At 37.8% G+C, this 24,603-nt stretch carries 21 protein-coding genes; 8 read left to right on the top strand and 13 right to left on the bottom strand.

Annotated elements, in window-relative coordinates:
- Positions 1 to 39: 39 nt before the first annotated feature.
- The 8 genes from FB551_RS16510 to hflX all read right to left on the bottom strand — a co-directional run bounded on the left by FB551_RS16510 (position 40) and on the right by hflX (position 8,361).
- Positions 40 to 378 carry a DUF6122 family protein gene (locus tag FB551_RS16510; RefSeq protein ID WP_047426860.1) on the bottom strand — a complete coding sequence of 113 codons (339 nt, stop codon included), beginning with the start codon at positions 376 to 378 and terminating at the stop codon, positions 40 to 42.
- 23 nt (positions 379 to 401) lie between these two features.
- Positions 402 to 1,640, bottom strand: coding sequence for a hypothetical protein (locus tag FB551_RS16505; protein ID WP_142018291.1), 1,239 nt, complete (start codon positions 1,638 to 1,640; stop codon positions 402 to 404).
- On the bottom strand, positions 1,641 to 3,656 hold the full coding sequence (locus tag FB551_RS16500) for a hypothetical protein (protein ID WP_142018290.1): 2,016 nt from the start codon (positions 3,654 to 3,656) through the stop codon (positions 1,641 to 1,643).
- A 17-nt stretch (positions 3,657 to 3,673) separates the two neighbouring features.
- Positions 3,674 to 4,342 (bottom strand): hypothetical protein, encoded by a 669-nt coding sequence (locus FB551_RS16495; RefSeq protein WP_142018289.1) that lies wholly within the window; start codon positions 4,340 to 4,342, stop codon positions 3,674 to 3,676.
- 133 nt (positions 4,343 to 4,475) lie between these two features.
- Positions 4,476 to 5,192 (bottom strand): DNA alkylation repair protein, encoded by a 717-nt coding sequence (locus FB551_RS16490; protein ID WP_142018523.1) that lies wholly within the window; start codon positions 5,190 to 5,192, stop codon positions 4,476 to 4,478.
- Between the two features lie 3 nt (positions 5,193 to 5,195).
- A complete protein-coding gene (locus FB551_RS16485) occupies positions 5,196 to 6,482 on the bottom strand; it encodes a cation:proton antiporter (protein ID WP_142018288.1) in 1,287 nt (428 codons plus the stop codon).
- A gap of 20 nt (positions 6,483 to 6,502) precedes the next feature.
- On the bottom strand, positions 6,503 to 7,138 hold the full coding sequence (locus FB551_RS16480) for a DUF4919 domain-containing protein (protein WP_142018287.1): 636 nt from the start codon (positions 7,136 to 7,138) through the stop codon (positions 6,503 to 6,505).
- Positions 7,138 to 8,361: a GTPase HflX gene (gene hflX / locus FB551_RS16475; RefSeq protein ID WP_047426836.1), complete on the bottom strand. Its 1,224-nt coding sequence runs from the start codon at positions 8,359 to 8,361 to the stop codon at positions 7,138 to 7,140. Before hflX ends, FB551_RS16480 begins: the two co-directional genes overlap by 1 nt.
- 194 nt (positions 8,362 to 8,555) lie before the next feature.
- Here hflX and FB551_RS16470 point away from each other — a divergent pair, with 194 nt between their 5' ends.
- The 4 genes from FB551_RS16470 to FB551_RS16455 all read left to right on the top strand — a co-directional run bounded on the left by FB551_RS16470 (position 8,556) and on the right by FB551_RS16455 (position 12,851).
- Positions 8,556 to 9,263, top strand: a complete 708-nt coding sequence (locus tag FB551_RS16470; RefSeq protein WP_047427848.1) for a LytR/AlgR family response regulator transcription factor — start codon at positions 8,556 to 8,558, stop codon at positions 9,261 to 9,263.
- 159 nt (positions 9,264 to 9,422) lie between these two features.
- Positions 9,423 to 9,896: a T9SS type A sorting domain-containing protein gene (locus FB551_RS16465; RefSeq protein ID WP_047426833.1), complete on the top strand. Its 474-nt coding sequence runs from the start codon at positions 9,423 to 9,425 to the stop codon at positions 9,894 to 9,896.
- Positions 9,897 to 9,902: 6 nt separating this feature from the next.
- Positions 9,903 to 12,425, top strand: a complete 2,523-nt coding sequence (locus tag FB551_RS16460) for a beta strand repeat-containing protein (RefSeq protein WP_142018286.1) — start codon at positions 9,903 to 9,905, stop codon at positions 12,423 to 12,425.
- A 6-nt stretch (positions 12,426 to 12,431) separates the two neighbouring features.
- Positions 12,432 to 12,851: a hypothetical protein gene (locus FB551_RS16455; protein ID WP_142018285.1), complete on the top strand. Its 420-nt coding sequence runs from the start codon at positions 12,432 to 12,434 to the stop codon at positions 12,849 to 12,851.
- Positions 12,852 to 12,955: 104 nt separating this feature from the next.
- On the opposite strand, the gene FB551_RS16450 is transcribed toward FB551_RS16455, so the two are convergent.
- Positions 12,956 to 13,390: an META domain-containing protein gene (locus tag FB551_RS16450; RefSeq protein ID WP_142018284.1), complete on the bottom strand. Its 435-nt coding sequence runs from the start codon at positions 13,388 to 13,390 to the stop codon at positions 12,956 to 12,958.
- 86 nt (positions 13,391 to 13,476) lie between these two features.
- Between FB551_RS16450 and FB551_RS16445 the strand changes: the two genes are divergently transcribed.
- The 3 genes from FB551_RS16445 (at position 13,477) to FB551_RS16435 (ending at position 17,594) form a co-directional block, all read left to right on the top strand.
- Positions 13,477 to 15,681: a S46 family peptidase gene (locus FB551_RS16445; RefSeq protein ID WP_052186736.1), complete on the top strand. Its 2,205-nt coding sequence runs from the start codon at positions 13,477 to 13,479 to the stop codon at positions 15,679 to 15,681.
- 78 nt (positions 15,682 to 15,759) lie between these two features.
- Positions 15,760 to 16,236: a YdeI/OmpD-associated family protein gene (locus tag FB551_RS16440; protein ID WP_142018283.1), complete on the top strand. Its 477-nt coding sequence runs from the start codon at positions 15,760 to 15,762 to the stop codon at positions 16,234 to 16,236.
- Between the two features lie 134 nt (positions 16,237 to 16,370).
- Positions 16,371 to 17,594: a spondin domain-containing protein gene (locus FB551_RS16435; protein ID WP_142018282.1), complete on the top strand. Its 1,224-nt coding sequence runs from the start codon at positions 16,371 to 16,373 to the stop codon at positions 17,592 to 17,594.
- Between the two features lie 72 nt (positions 17,595 to 17,666).
- On the opposite strand, the gene FB551_RS16430 is transcribed toward FB551_RS16435, so the two are convergent.
- A complete protein-coding gene (locus tag FB551_RS16430) occupies positions 17,667 to 17,957 on the bottom strand; it encodes a hypothetical protein (protein ID WP_142018281.1) in 291 nt (96 codons plus the stop codon).
- A gap of 158 nt (positions 17,958 to 18,115) precedes the next feature.
- Positions 18,116 to 21,223 carry a non-ribosomal peptide synthetase family protein gene (locus FB551_RS16425; RefSeq protein WP_142018280.1) on the bottom strand — a complete coding sequence of 1,036 codons (3,108 nt, stop codon included), beginning with the start codon at positions 21,221 to 21,223 and terminating at the stop codon, positions 18,116 to 18,118.
- Positions 21,224 to 21,323: 100 nt separating this feature from the next.
- Here FB551_RS16425 and FB551_RS23340 point away from each other — a divergent pair, with 100 nt between their 5' ends.
- Positions 21,324 to 21,485 carry a hypothetical protein gene (locus FB551_RS23340; RefSeq protein ID WP_167497883.1) on the top strand — a complete coding sequence of 54 codons (162 nt, stop codon included), beginning with the start codon at positions 21,324 to 21,326 and terminating at the stop codon, positions 21,483 to 21,485.
- 166 nt (positions 21,486 to 21,651) lie between these two features.
- Here the strand turns inward: FB551_RS23340 and FB551_RS16420 are convergent, their stop codons facing one another.
- Both FB551_RS16420 and FB551_RS16415 read right to left on the bottom strand, forming a co-directional pair.
- Complete coding sequence (locus FB551_RS16420) at positions 21,652 to 23,187, bottom strand: YifB family Mg chelatase-like AAA ATPase (protein ID WP_142018279.1); 1,536 nt, start codon at positions 23,185 to 23,187, stop codon at positions 21,652 to 21,654.
- 448 nt (positions 23,188 to 23,635) lie between these two features.
- On the bottom strand, positions 23,636 to 24,598 hold the full coding sequence (locus FB551_RS16415; protein WP_142018278.1) for a T9SS type A sorting domain-containing protein: 963 nt from the start codon (positions 24,596 to 24,598) through the stop codon (positions 23,636 to 23,638).
- Positions 24,599 to 24,603: the final 5 nt, after the last annotated feature.

The following is a 24,603-nucleotide window of genomic DNA, read 5'->3' as shown; positions in this document are numbered from 1 at the left end:
ATAATAATTTCAATATCAAAAGAAAATATTAATAATATTTTAATGAGGCCAGAAGTTAAAGTCCTGATAATCTGTAAACATATGAAACAGAAGCCCGATTCCTATAATCCTGATATTTCCTTTAAAGAACAACAGCAAAAAATACACCGCAATGGCATAATAAGAATGTAAAAAATGAAAACCTATGCTTCCTCTTGACGGATCAAAAACAGGATTGGCAAAAAGATGATCCAGGTCAACCAGCATGGTAGCAAGAAGAATAAAATACGCCTTTTTCCAATTTTTACGATAAAAAATTAACGCAATAAAGACCGGAAAAACGAGATGTAAAAAATAATGTGTAAAGGTTTTGAGCAATGCGATGTCTGATGGAGCCATTAATAAAATTTTGTTCGGTTTGCTTACCACCGTAAAATTAAGGGTAATTCTCCTTTCTTCACTTTTATTTTTACCCAATAATGATCAGACTGATTCCCGTACCATACATAGTCGATATCTGAAATGATTCTTTTTTCAGTGATACTCAGTGTTTTCAAAGAAGAATACAGCAAGGCATTATTTCTGATTAAAATGTAGTTTTCATTTAATCGGGGTGACATTGCTATAGTATTTTTGATAGATTCTATCGTAACACCTTTATTATTTTGAATGATTGTATTGGGTTGAAAGGGAATTGCCGTAAACTGATTTTCATTATTGATCCACTTTTCAGACAGAAAGTATTGCCAGGTTTTCTCAGGATCGTCACTCTGAATATCGATCATATAGCTGGGCTGGGTAATCTTTTGAACCGTCTTTTTTTCAACTTCATTAAAATTATCATCATACTCATAAGTAACAATGGTATCATTGATCTGTCTTAGATTTGCAGTAGCCTTTAAAGAATTTGCCCGTAAGGAATCTGCTATACTTTTATTGAAAAAACGGGTAATATTTCTAATATTTTCTTTGTCTAGCTCCATTTCAAGAAACTGATTTCCTTTCTGAAGCTTTGAAGCAATTCCATTAAAAATTCCCGGGTTTGAATTATTTTTAATCTCAATTTCGTCATCATTTAGCTCAATAGAAAAGTTTTGAATTTTCTGTCCTGAAATAAATGAAATACTTCCCAATGTATTGTGAATAAATTGATCTGCATCCCAAACGCGATGTACAGAATTCTGTAACAGCTTTTTCTGAAGGGTTTCAAAAGCATGATCTGAAGTTCCCGCAACGCAATAATTTCCTTCTATCATAAAGAAAAGCTGTTCCTTCTGAAAACGGTTGTTTCCTTTATCAACAAAGTTTTGCTTCCTCAAATAGGTGATAAATTGATGAGAATCTTTAAGTTCTAAAACAGTGTACCATTGAGAAAATCCAGTGTCTTTAATATGGAACATCTGTAGAAAATCAGGAATTCTGATCCCTGAATCTTTCAGTGATCCGGAGCTTTTACTTTTTGTTTTACTTCCAGACCATTTTGAAGGATGAGTTACTAAGCTGAAGAGATATTGTCCCGTTAATTTCTTCGTATCGATCAAAACAACTGCATCTGCATTGTCGGGAATATATTTCAGTCTTTTATTTTTGTGAAAGACTAAAAAATATAATCCAACAGCGAGCAATAAAAATAACGGGACAATAATCTTCTTTTTTTTCATCTATAAAATCTGAGGCTTTTTCTCTGTTTCTTTTGTTTTAAAAACCTGATCGAATATGTCAAAGAAATACATTAAGCTGTTTTCCGAAGAATCTTTGATATTATAATTCATCTCAGACTGGATGCTTTCTCCTTTTACTTCTGTTTTATAATAAAGCTCACCCACATTTTTTTTGATGGCTTCCAATGTTTTTCTCTCTTTCGGGCTTTTGAATTCTTTATCCAATCCTGTTAAAAGTTTCTGAATATCCAACCTTCCGGATAAAGGATATTTAGCAGAATCTTTTGCCCATTTTCTAGAAATCTCAGATTGGTTTACCGGTAAAATATTATCTGCTGAACTCATAAGATACACTACTCCATCTTTCACAGTAAAAAACAACTGATCAACATAACCTCCGTTTTTTTCTTCTTTAAATGTGTACAGATCGCCTTTTTTAGAGAATCTTTCAGATAGTTTTTTATTGGTAGTCAACACATCAAAAATACGGTTCCAATAGCCTTCATTCTCTGTTGCAAAAGCGAAAGTAAAGTTGGGAACAGCAATCTCTTTGGTTTTCTTCACTTCTTTTTCATTGAAATCTGCATCATACTCATAATCGGTATATTCTACTTTTTTGGATTTCAATTCGTTTAAAACAAAAATTCCGTTTCCAGGTGCTATTTTGGCAATAGCCTCTTCATCCAGCACTATTTTCATAGTTTCCATGATCAGCTCCATTTCTTTTTTGTACTCATTTTCTCCTGAATTCTGAAGAAGACTGTACATCATATCAAAACATTTTGCGCCATTAACGTTCACTGCATAGTAACCTACACTTTTTTCATTGATCAGCTGCAGCAATTTTTTGTTTTTCTTTCCTTTATAAATGGCAGAGATATTCTTTTGAATGTCATTATTCCTATGCTGATAATTATTAACAAGTCTCACCTTGTCTTTATCAAAATACAGATTGTACGAATAATTGGAGTTGTACATATTTTTGAAAAACTGTTCGTAACCAGAATACTTTGTCATTTTTCCGTAGATCCCTTCATTGACAATTCTTCCATAATCTGTATACACAAAAACATCAGAACCGGCATCCCGGAATGCAAGCATATATTTTGGAACTTCAATTTCTAAATTTGAACTGAAATATTGGTCAAAACGATCTTCAGCATTCTTTTTAACAACCTTAAAGTTTTCTCTGCGGATAGAATCCTGTTCTTTTTTATAGGCTAAATCCTCCTCTTCATCGTAAGCGTAAGGCTCACCTGGCATTTCCTCTCCATTTTCAGGATTTTCTTTCTCTGCAGGATATTTATGATGTTTCTGCAGATATTTGATATCTTTCTGGATCCTTGCGATCTCGTTGTTATTATCTTTAATACTTTCTTTCAGATACTTGACATCTTCCTTCAGGCTTTTGATTTCCTCTTTGTAATCAAAAGGTTTTTCCGGTTCATCGGTATAAACCGTATCGCCCGGCTCTGCATAAGCGGAATCAACAACGGCAACGGCAGTACTATCTGTAACGGCTTCAGTTGACCAAAGATCCTTATATGGCTTGGTATAGCTGATCATGCTGAGAACGGCACGGCTCCCGTTCCATGCAACGAAAATATCATCATTGATATCTACGTAAGAATAGTTCTTTCTGCTGGACACTTCCTGTCCTTTTTTCTTCACAGAATTAATAAACTCCTGGAATTTTTCTTTATTATCAATGATAAAATGCGTGTTATAGGTTTTAATGGAATCATTAAAACTTGCGTAGTGATATTGAACAGCGTCATACTTGATTCCTGTTTTGGAGTAATCTGTCCAGGAAAGATTTTCTTTGCTCTTTTTACTGAGTTCATGCAGCAAAGGATTTAGCTTATTCCAATTGATTTTATTATTAAGCTGTTTTCCGTTGACTTCCATATAAAATACAGCATCGGAAGGGATTTTCATACTGTTTTGGGCCAGAACCAATGTAAAGCCAAAGAGAACGAAAATAATGGTTTGCGTTTTTAATAAGATAGATTTCATGACTATAGTTTAGAAATTTATTGAAAAAGAATGGTGTTTTGAATTTGCTTTTTTTGAAGGATCAGATCCAGAATATCAGCTTCCAGCTTAAGAGCTTTCTTATTGGGGGAAAGCACATAAGTATTATTGGTTTGTGATTTTACAGCGTTTTCGAACTGCATGATAGAAGTATAGCGGGCATCGTTAAAGACCTCTTTATCGGCCTTGCTCATTTTATCGTAATCTTCTTTGAAAGTATTGACTTTATTTCTTGTCAAGGTCTTTTTTTCAAGGTTTTGGCTATAGACTTGGGTTGGAACCATTTTGCCCAGGATTTTCTGAGACTTCAGTTTTTCCAGACCGGCATTGATGTTTTCGATTTTTTTAAAATTGCAGCTCAGCTTGATGATGTAATTCTCGAAATCCATGGAAGTTTTCACATTACTGATTCCCGGAGTTGCCTTAAAAATTTTGGCAGCTTCATTGATTTTGTTTTCAATTTCAGCCTTTTTGGGAATTTTTTTTCCGTTAATGGTTTCCATCTTGGAGATGGATGCCAGACGTGTTTTGCTCTTGCTGGCGTTAAGAATAATAGTGTACTCTCCTGTACCATCAGCTTTTACGTTCACCTTATCGAGGATATCGAAACAGCTTGTTAGAAATAACAGAGGGAGCAGAAGAAGAAATAGTTTACATCTTTTTTTCATGATTAGGCTTAAAACCACAAAATTACTTAATTCTGGCCTTAAATCCTTATAATCTTTGATCTTTTGGGCATAAATAGCTGTTTCCCGGTACTTTTTTAGGGGAAAATACGGTACTATTTCCGTATATTATTTTTTAAACACGCCCTTTGAGATAATCCTGGCGAAGATCTTCATCCAGTTTTTCAATAGCATACCGAAGACAGGTTCTGGGCATTTCCTGGTAATATAAATTCAGATAGCTGATCAGTTCTCCTTCATTTTTATTTCCCATTTCCCTGAGCAGCCATCCGTTTGCTTTATGCATCAGGTCATGGGAATGTTTCAGATTTCTTGTGACAAATTCTTTTGTCAGATCAAATGATCCTTTTTTTATATAATGCATTGTTCCTACAACAGCGATTCTCTTATGCCACATTTCTTCAGATTCTGAAAGTTCTCTAAGCAGATTTTCTTTCTGATTTTCAAAGGCATATCTGCCCAAAATTTTATAACAGGTTGAATCTACCAGATCCCAGTTGTTCACATAAGGAAGGTGATTCAGGTAAAAAGCTACCACCTCTTCTTTTACAGCTTTATCTTTTGTTTTTTCGAATTTTGAAATCAGCATAAAAAGAGCGGTCAGTCTATGCTCATGATATTTTGAAGAAAGTAAGGTGCTGAGTTCCTTTAAATTTATTTTTGAATAATATTCTTTCGCAACAGAGCGCTGGTCCGGAACTTTTACACCCAGAAACAAATCGCCCTCACCATATTCTCCTTCTCCCGTTTTGAAAAATCGTGGAAAGAATTCCGCCTTTTCAGGAATGGACAAAACAGCAAGCGCTTCCTGTATTTCTTTAATAATACTCATCATTTAAACTTTCTCTTCTAAAGCAGTATTTCCATGCTCTTCCTCCTCTTCTGCAATTTGTTTAGGATTGGCCACTTTAGCAATGGTAAGCCCCTGAACAATAATTGAGAAGACTACTACACAGTAGGTAATACTTAAAATAATCTCACTGTATTCACTCTTAGGAATAGACATCGCCAATGCAATGGAAACTCCTCCGCGAATTCCACCCCAAACCAGAACCTTTACGGTCTGTGGACTGAAACTTCTTCTCAGAGAAGTAAATTTTGTAGGCCCCCAGATAGAAATAAATCTGGCAAACAAAACGACCACAATGGCAGCTAACCCCGGAATCATGAAATGTCTGAGATCTTTAATCATCAAAAGTTCAAATCCGATGAACAGGAATAATACAGCATTCAGGATTTCATCAATCAATTCCCAGAATTTGATCAGATAGTCCTGAGTAACAGACTTCATTTTAAAACTTCTGTTGAAATTCCCCATGAATAACCCTGCGGCAACCATCGTCAATGGTCCTGAAATATGCATTTGACGGGCAATAAGATAACCTCCCATCACTACAGAAAGTGTTACCAATACAGAGATAATATAATCATCCACCTCACGCATCAATCTTGAAGTAACCCATCCTAACAGAACCCCAAGTAAAAGACCTCCTCCAGCTTCTTTAAGCAGAAGCAATCCAATCGTTTCAACACTCAGATCCACTTCTTTTCCGATTGCCAGTTGTAAGATCACTGTAAATACTACAACAGCCATACCGTCATTAAAAAGAGATTCTCCGGCCACTTTTGTTTCCAGTGATTTGGATACATTGGCCTGTTTCAGCACACTCAGAACCGCTACCGGATCGGTAGGAGAAATCAAAGCACCGAAAACAAGACAGTAGATAAAAGGAAGTTTAACCCCCACATAAGGAAGCAGGTAAAACATTCCGAATCCTACTACAAAGGTAGAAATTACAACACCTACCGTGGAAAATATCACTACAGGTCTGAACTGTTCTTTCAGGTCATTAATATTAATATGGATACCTCCTGCAAAAAGCAGAAAATTAAGCATGGCTCCCATCAGAACTTCTGTAAAGTCTATACTGTCCATCAGATTGTGAAGGTGTCCGAATGTTCTTGGAAGAACCGTTTCCCCGAACAGTACCAGAAAAATAGATACCACAATAGCAATCACCATGATCCCAATAGTGCTCGGAAGTTTTAAAAATCTATAGTTAAGATAGGCAAATATTGATGCTAATACGATTAATGCTGAAAATGAATAATATAATTCCACTAAGTGTTTTTATTTTAAGATTAATTGGTGAGTTCCAAATAGAGTATTTTGATATAAATCTGTTTCCCATCCTTTTGCCAGATGTCAAACATGGCATCTTTAGAAGCTTTTGAACTCCTTGTGTAATCCTGCCCTATATTCAGAATGTTCAGAAGAATATACTCATCTCCTACTGAATTGACGATATAGGCTGTTTTCTCGGATTTTCCGTCTCCCGAACTTCTTATTCCTTCAGTAAGTGCACGAAATTGGTTCAGATGGTGTATAAAGTTATTTCCATCTTTTACGGAATCATAAGCCCTGAGAAGAATCAGCAGTACATCCAGGTTGGTAGGATCTTTACCATACAAAGCCTTTCCCTGTTTGATACAGTCTGCAAAATTATTTTGCTTAAAGGCTTCTACAAGACTTTTAAAGCTTTCATCTGATGTACTTATTTTATCGTTTCTAAAATTTCTTCCATAGTACAGATATTGGGCTTCTATACTATCCAGAGATTTAGGATACCCTTTAAATTTGAAAATAAGCTTCTCATAATTGTATGGCGAGTCCTCAGTCCTGAGACTTTTCTCAATAGTTTTCAAATCGATTTTTGGTTTCTGGCTGAATCCAAAAACCGAAAACAGGACGAATAAAAGGAAAAAATGGTATTTCATTAATTGTTGCTTTCTTCTTCGTCGTTGTCGAAATATTCGAAAAGGAAATCGTTGTATGGGAATCTGGAAATATGAATTTTCATGACCTCATCATAGATCATCTTCTTCATTTCCGGAAAGTTTTCCTTCGTTAATGCAGAGATGAAAACTGTGGGATACTTAGATTTTGCCATCCACGTTTTTTTCCATTCTTCCAGAGAGATATTTTTGCGGGTAGAAGGGGTAAGATCATCCTCATCCTTTTTCTCATAACTGAAATCGTCAATCTTATTAAAAATCATGATCATCGGTTTCTGATGAGCATTGATCTCCATCAGGATATGATTTACAGATTCTATGTGATCTTCAAAGCTTTCGTGAGAAATATCCACAACATGGATCAAAAGATCGGCTTCACGAACCTCATCCAATGTAGATTTAAAAGATTCTACCAGCTGAGTAGGAAGTTTTCTGATGAATCCTACGGTATCTGTCAACAGAAACGGTAAATTTCCAATTACCACTTTTCTTACTGTAGTATCCAGTGTTGCAAATAATTTATTTTCAGCAAAAACTTCGGATTTTGAAATGGAATTCATTAAAGTAGATTTCCCTACGTTGGTATATCCTACCAAAGCTGCACGAACAACTTTCCCACGGTTATTACGCTGGGTAGCCATTTGCTTGTCAATCGTCTTCAGTTTTTCTTTCAGCAAAGTAATTCTGTCACGGATAATACGACGGTCAGTCTCAATCTCCGTTTCACCGGGACCTCTCATTCCAATTCCCCCTTTCTGACGTTCAAGGTGGGTCCACATTCTTGTCAGTCGTGGTAAAAGATACTGATATTGTGCCAGTTCCACCTGCGTTCTCGCGTAGGAAGTCTGTGCTCTCTGGGCAAAAATATCAAGAATAAGATTGGTACGGTCCAGGATTTTTACTTCCATATCTCTTTCCAGGTTTTTAAGCTGTGAAGGAGAGAGTTCATCATCGAAAATTACGGTTCCGATCTCGTTTTCTTTTACATATTCTTTTATCTCAATCGCTTTTCCACTTCCGATAAAGGTTTTGGAATCAGGCTGAGTTAGTTTTTGGGTGAAACGCTTTTCTACGGTTGCTCCTGCTGTGAAAGCTAAAAACTCCAGTTCATCTAAATACTCCGTCAGTTTTTCTTCGTCCTGATTCTGGGTAATAACACCCACAAGGACTGCTTTCTCATAGTTATGTTCTTTCTTTTCTAACATTAAGTTCTGTCTATGTTTATGATTTTTACAAGTTAATATTTTTCAGAAAAAAAACAAAATCAATTTTTATTTAATAACATATTTTAATATAAATTTAAGTTTCCCCGTGAATGATATTCAAAAAATCAATAACTTTATATAATAAATTTCTGATTTTTAAATATTTAAATCAAAAAACTAATCTCCGGAATATCATGATTACCCATATCAGATGCATGATTATTGATGATGATGAACTGGACAGGCTGGTTCTTCAGCATTACATCAGGCAATATCAAAACATTGAAATTGTCGCTACTTTCGATGCTGCAGAAAAAGCAGTTCCCTATCTTGACATTCCTGTTGATCTCCTGATTACTGAAACCAATTTAAAAGGTATGAGCGGTATTGAACTCCGTAAACTCGCTCATAAGATCCCTGCCTGTATTTTCGTAAGTTCACATCCGGAGCTGGCTGCCGGAGCTTTTGAGATTAATACTTTAGATTTTATTACGAAACCTCTTACCGCAGAACGCTTTCATTATTCCATGGAAAAACTCTTTGATTTTTTTGAAGTAAAGGAAAAATGCGAATGTTATGATGCGATGGTAGGAGAAAACTGCATCAAAATAAAAGAAGGAGGTCATATTTTTCAGATCAAAATGAAAGACATTCTCTATCTTGAAGCTTTGAAGGATTATACCAGGATTATCACTCTTGAGAAAAATCACTGTATTCTAAATTCACTGGGCAATCTCCTGCAAAAAAGTTTCTTTGATTCTTTTGTCAGAATACACAGAAGCTATGCCGTTCCACGCCATCTTATCCGCGGAAAGAACTGCCATGAAATAGAACTGGCACATCACATCAAACTGCCTATCGGGCGCACCTACAAGGATAATCTCTCTTTTTTCAATCCTTAAGAAGGCTCAGCGAAACTGTACAGTAACTCACAAAATGCCGTTGGTCGATTATTTCTGCCGTTGGTCTATTTTCCTGCCATTTGATTGAGATAGGTGGTAATTTAGTCTTCCCAAATTTCCCAAGAAAAACACATCTATTAATCACCAAAACTGTTATCCATGGAAAGAATATCTATTTATTGTATTATTCTGTCTGTCTTTTCCGTCCCCATACTGCACGCTCAATCTGCAGTTTTAGCAGCGGGATTGGATGCATCAGCAGCTAATGGTTTTGTTTCGTACAGTGTAGGTCAGGCAACCTATCTGGAAAAAGGAACAGGACAGGTTCTCGAAGGTGTTCAACAGCCTTACGAAATAATTACTCTTACTTCCCTTGAAACTTCTTCTGAACTCACAGGCATTTTGCTTTATCCTAATCCTTTCAGAGATTACTTGTATCTGGATTTCACCTCAAATAATTTTAAAGGATCAGAGTATCAGTTATTTGATGCCCAAGGTAAGCTGATAAAAAAAGATAAGATTTCACAATCCAAATCTGAGCTTAATTTCTCCTCACTTCCTTCCGCTATGTACATCATAAGGATCACTCAAAATGGGGAAAATATTCAAACTTTTAAAATTATCAAAAAATAAAATGCCATGAAAAAAATATTATCACTGTTTTGGATTCTGACAGGTTTCTTTATGGGACTTTCTCAGGCTCCGGAAAAAATGAGCTACCAGGCTGTCATGAGAAACGGTTCCGGACAACTCTTAGTCAATCAGGCCATTGCAGTAAAAGTAAGCATATTACAGGGTTCCCCTGCCGGAGCCGCAGTCTATTCAGAAAGACTTACCGGGAATACGAATGCCAATGGCCTTATCAGTCTTGAAATAGGAACGGGAACTGTGCTTACAGGCACATTTGCCAGTATTGATTGGCCTGCAGGAAGCTATTACTTAAAAACAGAAACAGATCCTGCGGGAGGAACCAGCTATACCATAGTAGGAACCAGCCAGCTGTTAAGCGTTCCTTATGCTATGTATGCCAAATCTGCAGGTGGAGGCGGTGGTAGTTTTGCTATTCCTTACAGCACGACCGTTAATAATGCTTCCACTCTATTTTCATTGATCAATGATGGAGATGGCACTTCCCTGGAAGGAGTAAATAATACAACTACATCAAATATTTCTGCAGTAAGGGGAATTGTAAGCAATGCTTCTCCCGGTGGATTTTCCAGCGCTGTCCGCGGTATTAATAACGGAACAGGAGGACTTGGAGTTGGGATATACGGAAGCCAGGCGGGAAGCGGATGGGGAGTTTATGGTACAACCCCTAACGGTTTAGGAGTTTACGGAAATGCCACCGGAAATGGTTATGGAGTCTATGCCAACAGTAACACAGGAACAGGTCTTAATGCTACCAGTAATACTGGAATCCCAGCTGCTATTTCTATTAATAATAATGCGAATAACAATGTTGCCCTTAGCGCATCCAGTGTGGGAAATGGTACAGTTGTAAATGTTACAACCTCAGGAAACGGAGCCGGAGTACGAAGTTCTACAGGATCCGGATTTGGACTTCATGGAATAACTTCCGCACAGACTTCTGCAGGTGTTGTAGGGGATAACAACGGAGGAGGCGAGGCAGTAGTGGGTAGAACCACAAGTGATATTGCCGGAGCTGTAGTAGGACGTAATGACGGAGGCGGATACGGAGTAAGAGGATTTGTTGCTACCAATACATCCGGAACAGGTATCGGAGTTTACGGCCAGGTAGGTTTGAATAGCAGTACCGGACGTGCCGGAAGATTTGAAAATTTTAACAATACAAATACTGATGCCAATACTTTTGAAGTGGTATCTAATGGAAATGGAAATATTCCTGATAATACCAAAGGCAATGCCGCTTCTTTTCTACTCAATAATACCAATAGTGTTGGAGCTGCTGTAAGAGGGGAAGTCAATACTATTTTCGGAAACTTTGGTGCGGCAGCTATTTTTGGAGTGTCGTCAGGAACAGGAGGACGCGCCGGACTATTCTACGCTTCCAATCCTGCCGGAAACGGAGCATCACTGATCGCTTTGACAGACGGTAACGGAAACGCCATTACAGCCAATGCAGGCAAAGACGGAAATGGTGTTGAAACCAACATTGATGGAGCCGGAAATGCGCTCTATGCCTGGGTTCCTTCTTTTGCTACCGGACGTGCCGCAAGATTTGAAATATATAATGAGAATAATACAAGTGATGTAATAACATCAACTACTGTTGGAAACGGTATTGCAGGGAATTTTAAAGTGGACCGAACTACAGGGACTTCTCCCGCCATAAGAGCTGAAGTAAATTCACAGTTTGCTAATTTCGGGACAGCAGGTGTGTATGCAATATCATCCGGAACAGGAGGATATGCAGGTTTATTCCATGCTTCCAATCCTGCCGGAAACGGACCCGCATTAGTTGCTATTGCAGACGGAAATGGAAATGGTATCACAGCGAATGCCTCAAATACCGGAGACGGGGTTGAAACAACAGCAGACGGAACAGGAAATGCCATTTTTGCGTGGGTACCTAATTTCGGACAAGGACGTGCTGCTAGATTTGCTAATTTTAATACAGCCAATACAAACCCACCACTTACAGTAGAAACCCACAGCAACGGCTCTATCGCTGTATTTAAATCCGGAAATCCAGGCACAGTGAATGTGGCGAGAATCAATTCTGCAGGGCGTGGATTTTTCAATGGCGGAACACAAAACAGCGGTGCTGACGTTGCTGAAGCGTTTGATGTAAACGGAAGCATCTCTGAATATGAGCCTGGTGATATTCTTGTTATCTCAACAAAAGCAGACAGAACAGTTGAAAAGTCTTCAACTCCTTATTCTACTCTTGTTGCCGGGGTATACGCTACTAAACCCGGGGTACTTCTTACTGAAGAACATATTGACACTGATATTTCCAATAAAGCCCCAATGGGAGTTATTGGTGTAATTCCGACTAAAGTATGTCTTGAGAACGGAAAAATAAAAAGAGGAGACCTTTTGGTAACTTCATCTCAAGCAGGTGTTGCCATGAAAGCAGATATCAACAAGGTAAAAATAGGACAGGTAATCGGAAAAGCGCTTCAGGATTATGACCAAAAAGAGATTGGAAAAATTCAAGTATTAGTCAACATAAAATAAACCGTCATGAAAATAGCATATATTATCCCATTATTATTTTTGAGCACTATTATCTATGCTCAGGAAAATAAAAAGGCAGCTCCGATAGAGGAAGATCAGGCATTGGTGGTAAAACAGGCACAGGAACAGCAGGCGAAACTCATGCAGGAAGCGAAAGAAAATAATGAAAAGGTCGCTGTAAATACCGGATTGCCCTCTGATCACAGTCTTGCTGTTAAAAAACAGGAAACCAAAGCCAAAGCAGCTACAGACAATTCAGGAAAGCTTCTCCCTAATACAGCAAGTCTTGAAGACCTAAAAAAAACAATTCCCAACAGACAGGCATATCGCAATACTATAAATTCTAGGAACACAAAAACGACAGTTACCGGGCTGCCTAACACAGCAACTCTGGAAGAAATAAAAAAAACGATTCCCAAAAACTAATAACTCTCAAAACTAATAACCACAAAAAGCTGATAACCAAACTAGATTTTTCAAACAAAGAAGTCCGCTGCAATGCGGACTTTTTATATTGTAAAAGGGTATTATTAATCCCAATCAGCAGCTACAAATTTTATTGTATTTCCATGATCATCAGATAAGGTAAGGAAATGTCCTTCAATAGAATAGTGAGTCATTGTTTCTATTTTCTTCTGAAAAGACGCTTCAAGATTCATATCTTGGCAGGCTTTCATCGTACTCACTCCTTTTGAGATGTTCACTTTTCCTCCTTTTTTAAATTCTGAAATAAAAGACATGCGGTTACATCCCATATAAGCGCTCGCCTGAATTTTACCCTTTTCCTTATGGGCCGTCAGGTTCAATTCGGCTTTATGGGCTATTAATTGATCTTTTGAAAAGCCATCGAAAGCGATGAGCATCCATTGCCTTTGAAGAAAGGGATCTTTGTCGGGTAGTGAGGAACAATTTAAAACGAGTCCTAAAAGCAAAACGGCAAAAAGTGGTAATAGTATCTTTTTCATGCGGATTATCATCCCATTTTCATACCAACCCGGAACAGAATCTCGTAAAAATTAGTAAATTAGCGACACAAAAATTATTTTATAAAATGAAAAGACTATTTCTACTATTCACTTTCTTACTGGGCTTTGCTCAGATGAGGGCGGATGAGGGGATGTGGCTGCTAATGCTCATCAAAAGACTTAACGGTGTTGATATGCAAAAAGAGGGTCTACATCTTACGCCTGAAGAAATTTATTCAGTAAACAATTCAAGTTTAAAAGATGCTATCGTAAGTTTCGGTGGTTTCTGTACAGGTGAAATTGTTTCGGATAAAGGACTTATATTTACCAACCACCACTGTGGTTATGGTGCTGTTGCTGCAGCTTCTACACCAGAAAAAGATTATTTGAAGAACGGATTCTGGGCAATGAAACAGAAAGACGAATTCAATGCAAAAGATCTTTATGTAAGATTTTTAGTGAGAATGGATGATGCTACGCAAAGAATCAATTCTAAACTAAACAACAATATGACCGGAGCAGAGAGAAAAGCTGTGATTGATGCTGAAACTAAAGCAATCCAGACAGAAAACTCTGAAAACGGAAAATATACTGTAGTGGTAAGAGATTTCTTCAACGGAAATGAATTCTACTATTTCGTATACCAGGATTATAAAGATATCAGACTGGTAGGTGCTCCCCCTTCATCTTTAGGAAAATTCGGAGGAGATACAGATAACTGGGAGTGGCCAAGACATACGGCGGACTTCACAGTATTCAGAGTGTATGCTGATGCTGCAGGAAACCCTGCTGAATATTCTCCAAGCAACACTCCGCTGAAACCTAAGCACTTCCTTCCGGTTTCTCTTAAAGGAATTAAGCCTGGTGATTTCTCAATGATCTTAGGATATCCTGGAAGAACAAACCGTTACCTGACTTCTTATGGAATTCAGCAGATGGTAACTAAAGATTACCCGGCATGGGTTGAAGCTTCTAAATTGGCTATGGATGTAATGAAAAAGTACATGGACAAGGATAAGGCAACTCAACTTAACTATGCTTCTCAATATGCTTCTGTAGCTAACTACTGGAAAAACAGACAAGGTACTATCGATGCAGTAGAGAAAAACGGAACCATTTCCGATAAACAAAAGATTGAGGAAACTTACAATAAGTGGGCTGCAATGCCAGGAAATGATCAGTACAATGGTGTTTTAGAAGACATTGGTATATACTATAAGCAAGTTTCTGATAGAAATGTTGAAAGAAACTATGCTTCTCAGTTCTCAAGAAATGCAAAATATATTACCCTTGCATTACAGGTAGGATCTGTTCTTAAAGCTTACGCTGCTCAGGATATGCAGGGAAGATTAGCAATGAAAGCTAAAACTGAAGCGGCAATCAAAGCTGCTTATGAAAACTTCAATCCATCTTTGGAAGGAGAAATGCTTGCGGCTATGACCAGTCTTTATCAGGCAAGAGTTAAAAACCCTGACGTTGCTTCTGCTACTATTTTAGGATTGGATGCTAAGACTGTTTCTAATTTAGCATATTCATCAATCTTCGCCAATAAGACTTCTGCAACGAACTTCTTGTTAAACCCGGATGCATTGAAGCTTGATGCTGATCCACTTTGGAAAGCAGCTAACGGAATTGTTGCTGACCAAAAAATCAGTATAGAAAGATTTGTGAAAATAGATGACAACTTTGCAAAAAACAACCGTCTGTTCCTGGCAGGTCTGATGAAGGCAATGCCTGAGAAGAAATTCTACCCGGATGCAAACTCTACAATGAGATTAACTTACGGTACTGTAGATAAATTACCTATCAGAAATGACAGAAACTATTTTGGAGTTACTGATAACTATTATACAGATATGACAGGTCTTGTTGGAAAATACAAGAAAGGGGATGAAGAATTTGATCTTCCTCAGAGAGTGATTGATCTTTACAACCTTAAAGATTTCGGTCAGTATGCAGATGCTGCAGGTTATATGCCTGTAAACTTCCTTTCTAACAACGATATTACAGGAGGTAACTCTGGTTCTCCGGTAATTGATGGAGACGGAAACCTTATCGGTATTGCTTTCGACGGAAACAGTGAAGCATTAAGCGGTGATATCGTATTCGAGCCTGAATGGCAGAAAACCATCAACGTAGACGTTCGTTTTGTTCTTTGGACAATTGATAAGTTTGCGGGAGCAAGAAGAATAGTTGACGAGTTGAAGCTTGTAAGAGATGCCAACACTCCGGCTGACACAAAAACTAAAAACTCAGGTACTACCACAACGCCTAAGAAAGTTAAAAAATAATCTTAACTGATATATTTTTAAAACCGTGAAATTTACTTTCACGGTTTTTTTATTTTTGACTATTAAAAATATTTCATCATGAATGCAAACCCTATCCAATTCACCGCCATTATTCAGCAGAACGGAGCAATGAATGCTGCGTTTGTAGAATTCCCGTTTTCTACAGAGGAATTGTTTCATAAAAAAGGACTGGTAAAGATAAAAGCTGTATTCGATGATAAGGTTGAATACCGTGGGAGCCTTGCCAAAATGAATTCCGACTGTCATATTTTAGGACTGACTCAGGAAATCAGAAAACAACTTGGCAAAACCTTCGGAGATGAGGTTTCTGTTTCTCTTACTGAAGACAAAGAGGAAAGAGTGGTTGCGATTGCGGATGACATCACCAATGTTTTTAATGAAAATCCGGAAGCGAAGGCTTTATTTGACAAAATGAGCTACACACACAGAAAGGAATACATCCGCTGGATTGAAGAAGCCAAAAAACCGGAAACAAGAGAAAACAGAAAGATAAAAATGATCCAGATGATTCTGGATGCAAAAAAGGGGATATAATTCATCTTATTTTTTTCTTCTATACAACAATGCATTAAAAAAAAATTGAATTAAGAAAATATTTTTTGTCAGGATCTCAAAAAGTAGCCGACTATAGTTACAGATATCAATTTTAACTATAAAAATTTACTTTTATGAACAAATTAATTTTCAGAACATCAGTTTTAGCATCAGCTACATTAGCTGCATTTACTCTTTCTTCATGCCATGATTCGGATAATGCCATGATGACGGATATGGCGTTTCAAAGAACCATTACTTTTGAAAACGTCGTTACTCCCAAAGATTTTGTGCAAAGCGGAAGTTTTCAGGGAACGGAAACTCCTGTTATTATGCCCAGACAATCGGTTTCTATTAAATTCAGTGCAGGAAAAACACAGGCTTTAATGTTTGCCACTATGTATGGGGCTTCAAAAGACTGGTTTTTTGCTTCCCAACAGCCAGGTATCAAACTGTTTGACTCCAATGGAAATGCTATTACCGGTGATGTTTCTTCAAGTGTCCGATTATGGGATAACGGTTCCAAAGACGATACTACCGGCCAGGTTGAAAGCAAACCCATCATACAGGTTCCGAATGTAGATGCTTCCCAACTGATGAAACTCAACCTTTCTTACAATGATGTAAGTTCGGAGTTCACCCTTACAATTACCAATAAATCTGACGAAACGGCCCACAAAACTCCGTTTTCTCCCGGAGTATGGGCAGTTTCCAACTACAATGGCTCTCAACTGCTGAACAGTGCTCCGTTTTTTACCCCTAATGCTTTATCAAATCCGGAAATTACAGATATTGCTCAAATGGGAAATATCAGCAAAATGATGACAAAACTAAATGCCAATACAGGAATTATGACCGGTCTTTCACCTGCCCTGGTGGTTGTTTACCGTGGTGATAAAAATCCTATTTATGAATTAGGAAAATCAGACAGCGGAATGGGTCTGAAAGACATTGCTCAGTTTGGAAATGTAACCAAACTTCAAAATACTCTGAAATCTCTATCTAACGTAAAAGGTGTATATGTTGCCGGAAATGCTCCTGTAGCGCCGGGAAGCAAGATAACAGCAAACTTTAAGGCTGAACCAGGTGATAAAATTGCCTATGCAACAATGTTTGGTTTTTCCAATGACTGGTTTTATGCCAATGAACAAAATATTGACGCCAATACCAAGGGAGACCTTAGTTCGAAAACTTCACTATTTGATTCCGGGACGGGTATTGATCAATATCCGGGTGCAGGAAATCATCAGGCTCTGTTTGGCGGAACTCCACAAAGTGAAAATGTAATTATTTCCAAAGTAGGAACAAAATATCCTGTTCCTGCTGTACAGAATGTGATTAAAGTAACCATTAACTAATCTTCATATAAAGAAAGGTCAGACGATACTGTCTGACCTTTTTATTATGCTATACGGAAAGTATCCTTTTTATTATTGTTTCAGAGCTCCTTCCAGGTACTGTTCTCCTCCTCCATTGGTAATGGTTATAAAACCTTCATAATGGCTTACCTTCACTCCCAGGTCATTGTTTATTTCTTTAAAATATCCGGTTTTTTCCCTGTTATAGATTGTATCTCCCTGCCAGAGAAATTTTGCAGACTGTCCCGTTTTATTTTGAAATGTGAGGACTCTCAACGGATTTGCAAATCCCCGGGATTTAAGATCTATCACTGCACTTTCATTAGCAGCAAAATCTTTTGACAATACAATAACATTATTCATTTAATTTTTATTTGGTTTTCAGTTAATTAAAGAAACAGGATAAGACTTTATCATTACCTGTTACAAATATCCATTCCCACGACGACAAAACCTGACGTATTTGCCGGATAAATTAAAAGCCCAAACAAATTTTGTCCGGGCTTTTCAATGATTCACTATTATTCAACCTGAATTCCAAGATATTGTAAATAGGAATCCAGCATTTTCTTATCAAATACAGGTTCCTGAATACCTGAACCCTCAAGATACTGAATAACATTGGAGCAGTCCCATATATAAGTATTCTGATAAAGTTCCACAGTGGATAAGCCTTCATGGATATTATCTCTGAAAAGACTTGTCAATGGATACAAACGGTTTTTACTGTCATCTTCCCACTGCTTACGCCATTCTTTATAAGGAAGATTTTCGAGTGTGAAAGGATAATTTTTTTTCAGAAGTTCAAAGAATTCCTCTAAAGTAAGATCGGTTTCCGGACGGGCAATCAGGTTGAATTTTTTGCCGATCGCGTCTTTATTTTTTGTGATATGAGCCATGGCTTTGGTCATATAATCTACAGTAATAAGACCTTCCCTAAGTTCAGTGAGTGCGGGATAAGATTTGAATTCTATACAGTTTTTCACCAATCCGGACCACCATTGGTAAGAAGCACTCGCTCCTGTTTCGCTGTGGCACATGGCATATCCAAGACGATACGTAATCAATGGCAGGCCTTCTTTTGCGGCTAAATCGGCAACCGCTTCCATCACCCATTTACTTCTTACATAGCCGATGTCTTTACTTACAGACATCAGGTTCTGTTCAATATCATCGGATTCAAGCACTACTTTTTTTCCGGTAAAGACATGTCCCCAGCTGTATACGGAAATAGTTGACAATAGGGCAAGACATTTTGTTTTTTCCGCTCCCGCCAGTTTTATGACTTCCCTTAATCCTTCTACATTGGGAGCTTTCATATAGGAATAAGGTTCGATGAAGTTGACGGAACTTCCCGAATGATAAATCAGATCGGTTTGCCTGGCAAGCTTTGTAAATGTTTCCTGTGACAATCCTAAAGATGGCAGCGTCAGGTCACCTATAACAGGAATGATCCGTGATTTCTGTTCCGGATTCTGTGGAATATGGTATTGTTTAAAGCATCGGTCAATCTTTTCCATTGCATAGAACTCATCCTGCGCTCTTACAAGACAGTAAATATCAGCATTTGTTGTATCCAGAAGTTCCTGCAACAGGTGTATTCCTACAAATCCTGTGGCTCCAGTTAAAAATATAGCAGCCGGATTTTCCACCTGCTGAGGGGTAAATCCACCTGCAAAAACAGTTCCCGGGGCAAGATAGACATCCTGCTGAAGTTCTACGTAGGGTTCCACGTCTTCCGCAGGAATTGCGTTTCCGGTTTCTCCGGATCTCTTAATAAGAATTTCCGAAAGCTGCTGCAGTACCGGATACTGATAGAGATCCCGAAGATACACTTTCACATCAAGTTTTCTTTCTAAAGCTACAGCAACAATGGCTACCAGCAGTGAATTTCCTCCAATATCAAAAAAATTATCTGTAATATTAATAACAGGGCGCTCCAAAGCAGACGACCAGACCTCTACAATAATTCTTTCTGTTTCATTGGTTGGCGGTTCAGATGAAATTACTTCTTTAGCATCTTTTTCGGCGAGAGCCTTTAATGCCGTGATATCTGTTTTACCATTTGCTGTTAAAGGAATTGCATCTGTAAAAATAATCTGTGCCGGGATCATATACCCCGGAAGTTCTTCTTTCAGAGCATTTCGGATTGATGAAGTATCTGTTGTTACGTCAGGTTTTAATACAACAAAAGCAATCAGGTATTTGGTACTTCCCTCCGCTTCCTTACCAATAACCACAGCTTCTTTAATATTTTCCTGCCGGATCAGTGAACGTTCTATTTCTCCAAGTTCGATTCTAAATCCCCGGATTTTCACCTGGTTATCAATTCTTCCCAGGAATTCAATTTCACCATCCGGTTTCCATCTGGCGAGATCTCCGGTACAATAAAGTTTTTCTGTTTCTGTGAACGGATTCGAAATAAATTTGGAACGGGTAAGCTCTTCATTATTAAGATATCCTTCTGCTAAAAGATTTCCGCCGATGCATAATTCTCCTACCGCTCCGACAGGCAGTAATTCTTTATTTTCCCCAAGAATATAAGCTTTTGCATTGGCAATGGGCCTGCCTATCGAGGAAACATACTTTCCGTTGGCATCTTTCACTTTTTTAAAGGTAGCGTATACGGTACATTCTGTGGGACCATAATAATCTACCAGCTCATAGCTTAATTCTGAAGTAAGAACCGGTTTTAGTTTTTCACCTGCTGTAAAGAGATATTTTAATTTCAGATCTTTATAATTCCGGGTAATATCAACCACAGAAGGAGCCAGAACCGTAGGAACAAAGCCATGGGTAATTTGATTTTTTCTGTAATAATCTACCAATGCATGAGCATTGGTTCTATCCTCATTATCTGCAATAAAAACTGTTGCTCCTGAAGTAAGAGCAGACCAGGTTTCCCACACAGAAATATCAAACGCCAATCCCGCAACAAGAGTCAGTTTTGAAAAGTGATCTACATGAAAGTGGTGATTATGCCATGTTACCAGGTGTTGTATAGCCTGATGGCTTACCATTACTCCTTTGGGTTTTCCGGTTGAGCCTGAAGTATAAATAGTATATGCCAGGGCTTTCTGATGAATATTAATTTCCGGATATTCTGAAGGTAAATGATCAAGATGCTCTCTATTGCTCAGATCAAAAACTTTTGTGTCTCCGGTTTCTGATAATAGTTTTTCAAGAATTTGATTGGTAATGATTAGATCAGCAGAGGTATCGGAAAGAATATATTCTACCCTTCTGACAGGATAGGCCGGGTCTATCGGAACGTACGCTGCACCTGTTTTGATAACTCCAAGTACAGCAATAATCCATTCTAAAGAACGGTCCAGCCAGATGGGAACATATTTTCCTTCTTTAACACCATGGCTCAGTAATAAATTGGCCACCTGATTGCTTCGCTGGTCCAGCTCTCCATACGTAATTTTCTGATCCTGGTAAACGGCAGCAGTCTTATCAGGATGCAGGATTACCTGTCTCCGGAAAAGTGACTCCAGGGTTTCTTCATGATGATAATCCCAGCCGGTTGTATTAAACCTGTTGAGTAATTTTTCTCTGTCTTCAGAAGACAGTAATACCGCTGAACCTATCGATAAGGTTTCTGATGAGGGAATTCTGTTTGACATAATAATTTGATTTGGATTAAAAATGATAAAGTCTTTCTCCCTATGGAAAACAATTTAATAACAGGCCACGAGGGATAACCACAAGCTTATACTACTAAATGTGTTTATTATAGTTTTCAGGAAAATGACCGATGCAGAACATAACCCATCTGCTTTGAGAGCAAAAGGGAAATCGCATTCAATCATTATTCATGACATTCGAAAAGAAGGAAGAATCGTAAAATATACTTTTCAGGAGGGGTATATTTTATTCGGTATTTAAAAATTTGTTTTTCATACGTGATAGTTAAATAATTTGGTAATCAAACTTAACATAACTATTTAAACTATGCGTTACATAATTACTATATTTATCCTACCACAGGGAATTAAACTTATGAAAAAAAAAAGCCTTTTATTTGTTTTAAAACCAGCTAAATAGCACCCAATCATCCATTCCAGAATTCCCTGTCCAGACTTCTGTATTGTATGGCTTCGGAAATATGATGAGACAGGATATTTTCAGATTCTTCAAGGTCTGCTATTGTTCTGGCTACTTTAAGGATTCTGTCATAAGCTCTTGCTGAAAGATTAAGTTTCTCCATGGCTAATTTGATGAGACCGAAAGACGTTTCATCCAGTTCACAATATGCTTCAATTTCCTTAGGTCCTATTTGGGCATTACTACTGATATTGAGGCTTTGATATCTTTTATTCTGAATATCCCTTGCTTTGAGTACGCGATCTCTGATATCCTTACTTTTTTCTCCTTTCCTTTTCTCGGAAAGCTGTTCAAATTCAACTTTCTGAACTTCGATATGGATGTCTATTCTATCTAAAAGCGGCCCTGAAAGTTTATTCATGTACCGCTGCATTTCGTAAACCGATGAGGTGTTATTAGGATCATCGGGAAAGAAACCGCTTGGGCTGGGATTCATAGAAGCTACCAGCATAAAACTTGCCGGATAGTTTACTGTAAACCGGGCTCTTGAAATTGTTACTTCACGATCTTCCAGGGGCTGGCGCATTACTTCCAGCACAGTCCTTTTAAACTCAGGCATTTCGTCCAGAAATAAAACTCCGTTATGGGCAAGGGAAATTTCTCCAGGCTGAGGATAGCTTCCCCCTCCTACCAGGGCAACATCAGAAATAGTATGATGTGGGGATCTGAAGGGACGCACAGTCATTAATGATGTTTCAGTTCCTATTTTCCCGGCTACAGAATGAATTTTTGTTGTTTCCAGCGCTTCTTTCAATGTCAGAGGAGGCAAGATACTGGGAACTCTTTTGGCCAGCATTGTTTTTCCGCTTCCTGGCGGCCCGATCAGAATAATATTATGTCCGCCTGCAGCTGCCACTTCCATAGCTCTTTTGGCTGTTTCCTGACCTTTAACCTCAGAGAAATCAAAAGGAAAATTGTTGATCTTTTCATGAAATTCTTTTCTGGTGTCCAACGTTATTTTCTCAAGCACTTTTCCCTCGTTAAAAAAATCAATAACTTCTCTGATGTTTTCTACTCCGTATACTTCAAGATCATTTACAATAGCGGCTTCCCTTGCATTTTGTCTGGGAAGAATGATTCCTTTAAAACCTTCTTCTCTGGCCTGAATCGCAATGGGTAAAACTCCTTTAATGGGTTGTAAACTTCCATCCAGGGAAAGTTCTCCCATAATAATATAATCTTTAATGTTCTCTGCCAATATCTGATCTGAAGCGGTTAAGATACCGATTGCAATACTGAGATCATAAGCAGAACCTTCTTTTCTAAGGTCTGCAGGAGCCATATTAATGGTAATTTTCTTTCCGGGAATTTTAAATCCTACGTTTTTCAGTGCTGCAGAAATTCTGTAGCTGCTTTCTTTAATAGCATTATCGGGAAGCCCTACGAGGTGATACCCTACTCCTCCGGTATCTACATTCACTTCAATAGTAATGGTCTGTGCAGCCACTCCATGAATGGCACTTCCATAAATTTTGATCAGCATGATGTGTTTTTGAAGTAAAAATAATGAATATACCATTCTGAAAATCTGAGCTTTACCTTAACAATATTCTACCCAGGCAGATATTTAAAAAAAGATTTTAAGGAAACCAGATCTTCGTTTGAAGGAGCATGGTGATAATAAAAAAAACCGGTACAAATTACTTTGTACCGACTCAACCATTATTAAAAACTAACGAAAAAGATTATGCCATCTGAATTACTGAAAAAATTAATATAAGTCAGGAAGCAGGATGCCGGAAAGAGAAAATTCCTTTTTGGGGGTAATTATGACCGTCATTAGATTAACAAGGATGAAAATGTATCTATGAGCGTAAAGTATTAAAATAAATCACTTCAGTTCTTCTTCAATACAAGGAACATCTCTCCTCAGACATCCAATCTTCCTTCCCACAATCAATATTTTAACATCTTCAGATTTTATAATCCTATTATTTTTTTATAAATCTATTTTTATATTCTGTTCCATCCGTGGTCTTAGAAACAATGATATAATTTCCCGGTACCAGACCGCTTACATCAATCGCCTGATTATATCTGTGATCATTTTTCTTCAGAACAAGTTTTCCGGACATATCTATAATCATAATTTCTTTATAGATTTTATCTGATTCTTTCCCGATATAAAGGTGTTGTGCTGTAGGATTAGGATAAACTTTCAGATTATTATCTTTAATTTTTGTTTCTCCTGTTCCCAAATTGCTGCAAAACTCCCAATCCCCGAAATTCAATTCTACAAATGCAAACGGATCTAACATCTCACACTGATCCGGACAATATTCCGTACAGGCATAAAATCCGTATTTCCCTGAAGTGGTGGCCACGTAAGTATCTCCTACTACTCCCTGAATAATACAAGGATCTCCCGGCACCGGCTGATTACTGTTCGGCACACATTTGAACCAGGTATGTTTACCATAGACAACAGGAAATATATTATCAAACTGTACAGAAGCTCCATTGCAGACATTCACTGTTCCCCCATTGTCCTGATATGTTCCAGGTGTAAACGTGCTCATCATAGCCGGCAGACCGTATACAAAACCATCTGCAAATGCTGTAGCGCTTTCTGCTGTACAGTCACCTTCAGAAACAACTACCTTAAAATAATTCAACTGATCGTTGCCACTAATGGTTAACTGCTGGGATGTTGCTCCCGGAATGGCTACCCACGGGTTGTTGTTGGGTGTCTGCCATGTCCATTCCTGTTTGTACCACTGATAACTTGCGTAAGTCTGTGTTGTGGAAAGAATTTCATCTTCTGTATTACAGAATAAAATGGTTCCCGGATACTTTTGTCCAAGTCTCGCACTGGTAATTGTAGGTGTGCACTGTGCTTTTATATTCAAAACGGAGAATAATAAAACCACTAAAAAAATTAGTTTTGTTTTCATATATC

Origin of the sequence: Chryseobacterium aquifrigidense (assembly GCF_006716485.1) — a bacterium.
Classification (GTDB): Bacteria; Bacteroidota; Bacteroidia; order Flavobacteriales; family Weeksellaceae; genus Chryseobacterium; species Chryseobacterium vietnamense.
Note: the sequence above shows the minus strand (reverse complement) of the source record. Positions and strands in the feature narration are given on the sequence as shown.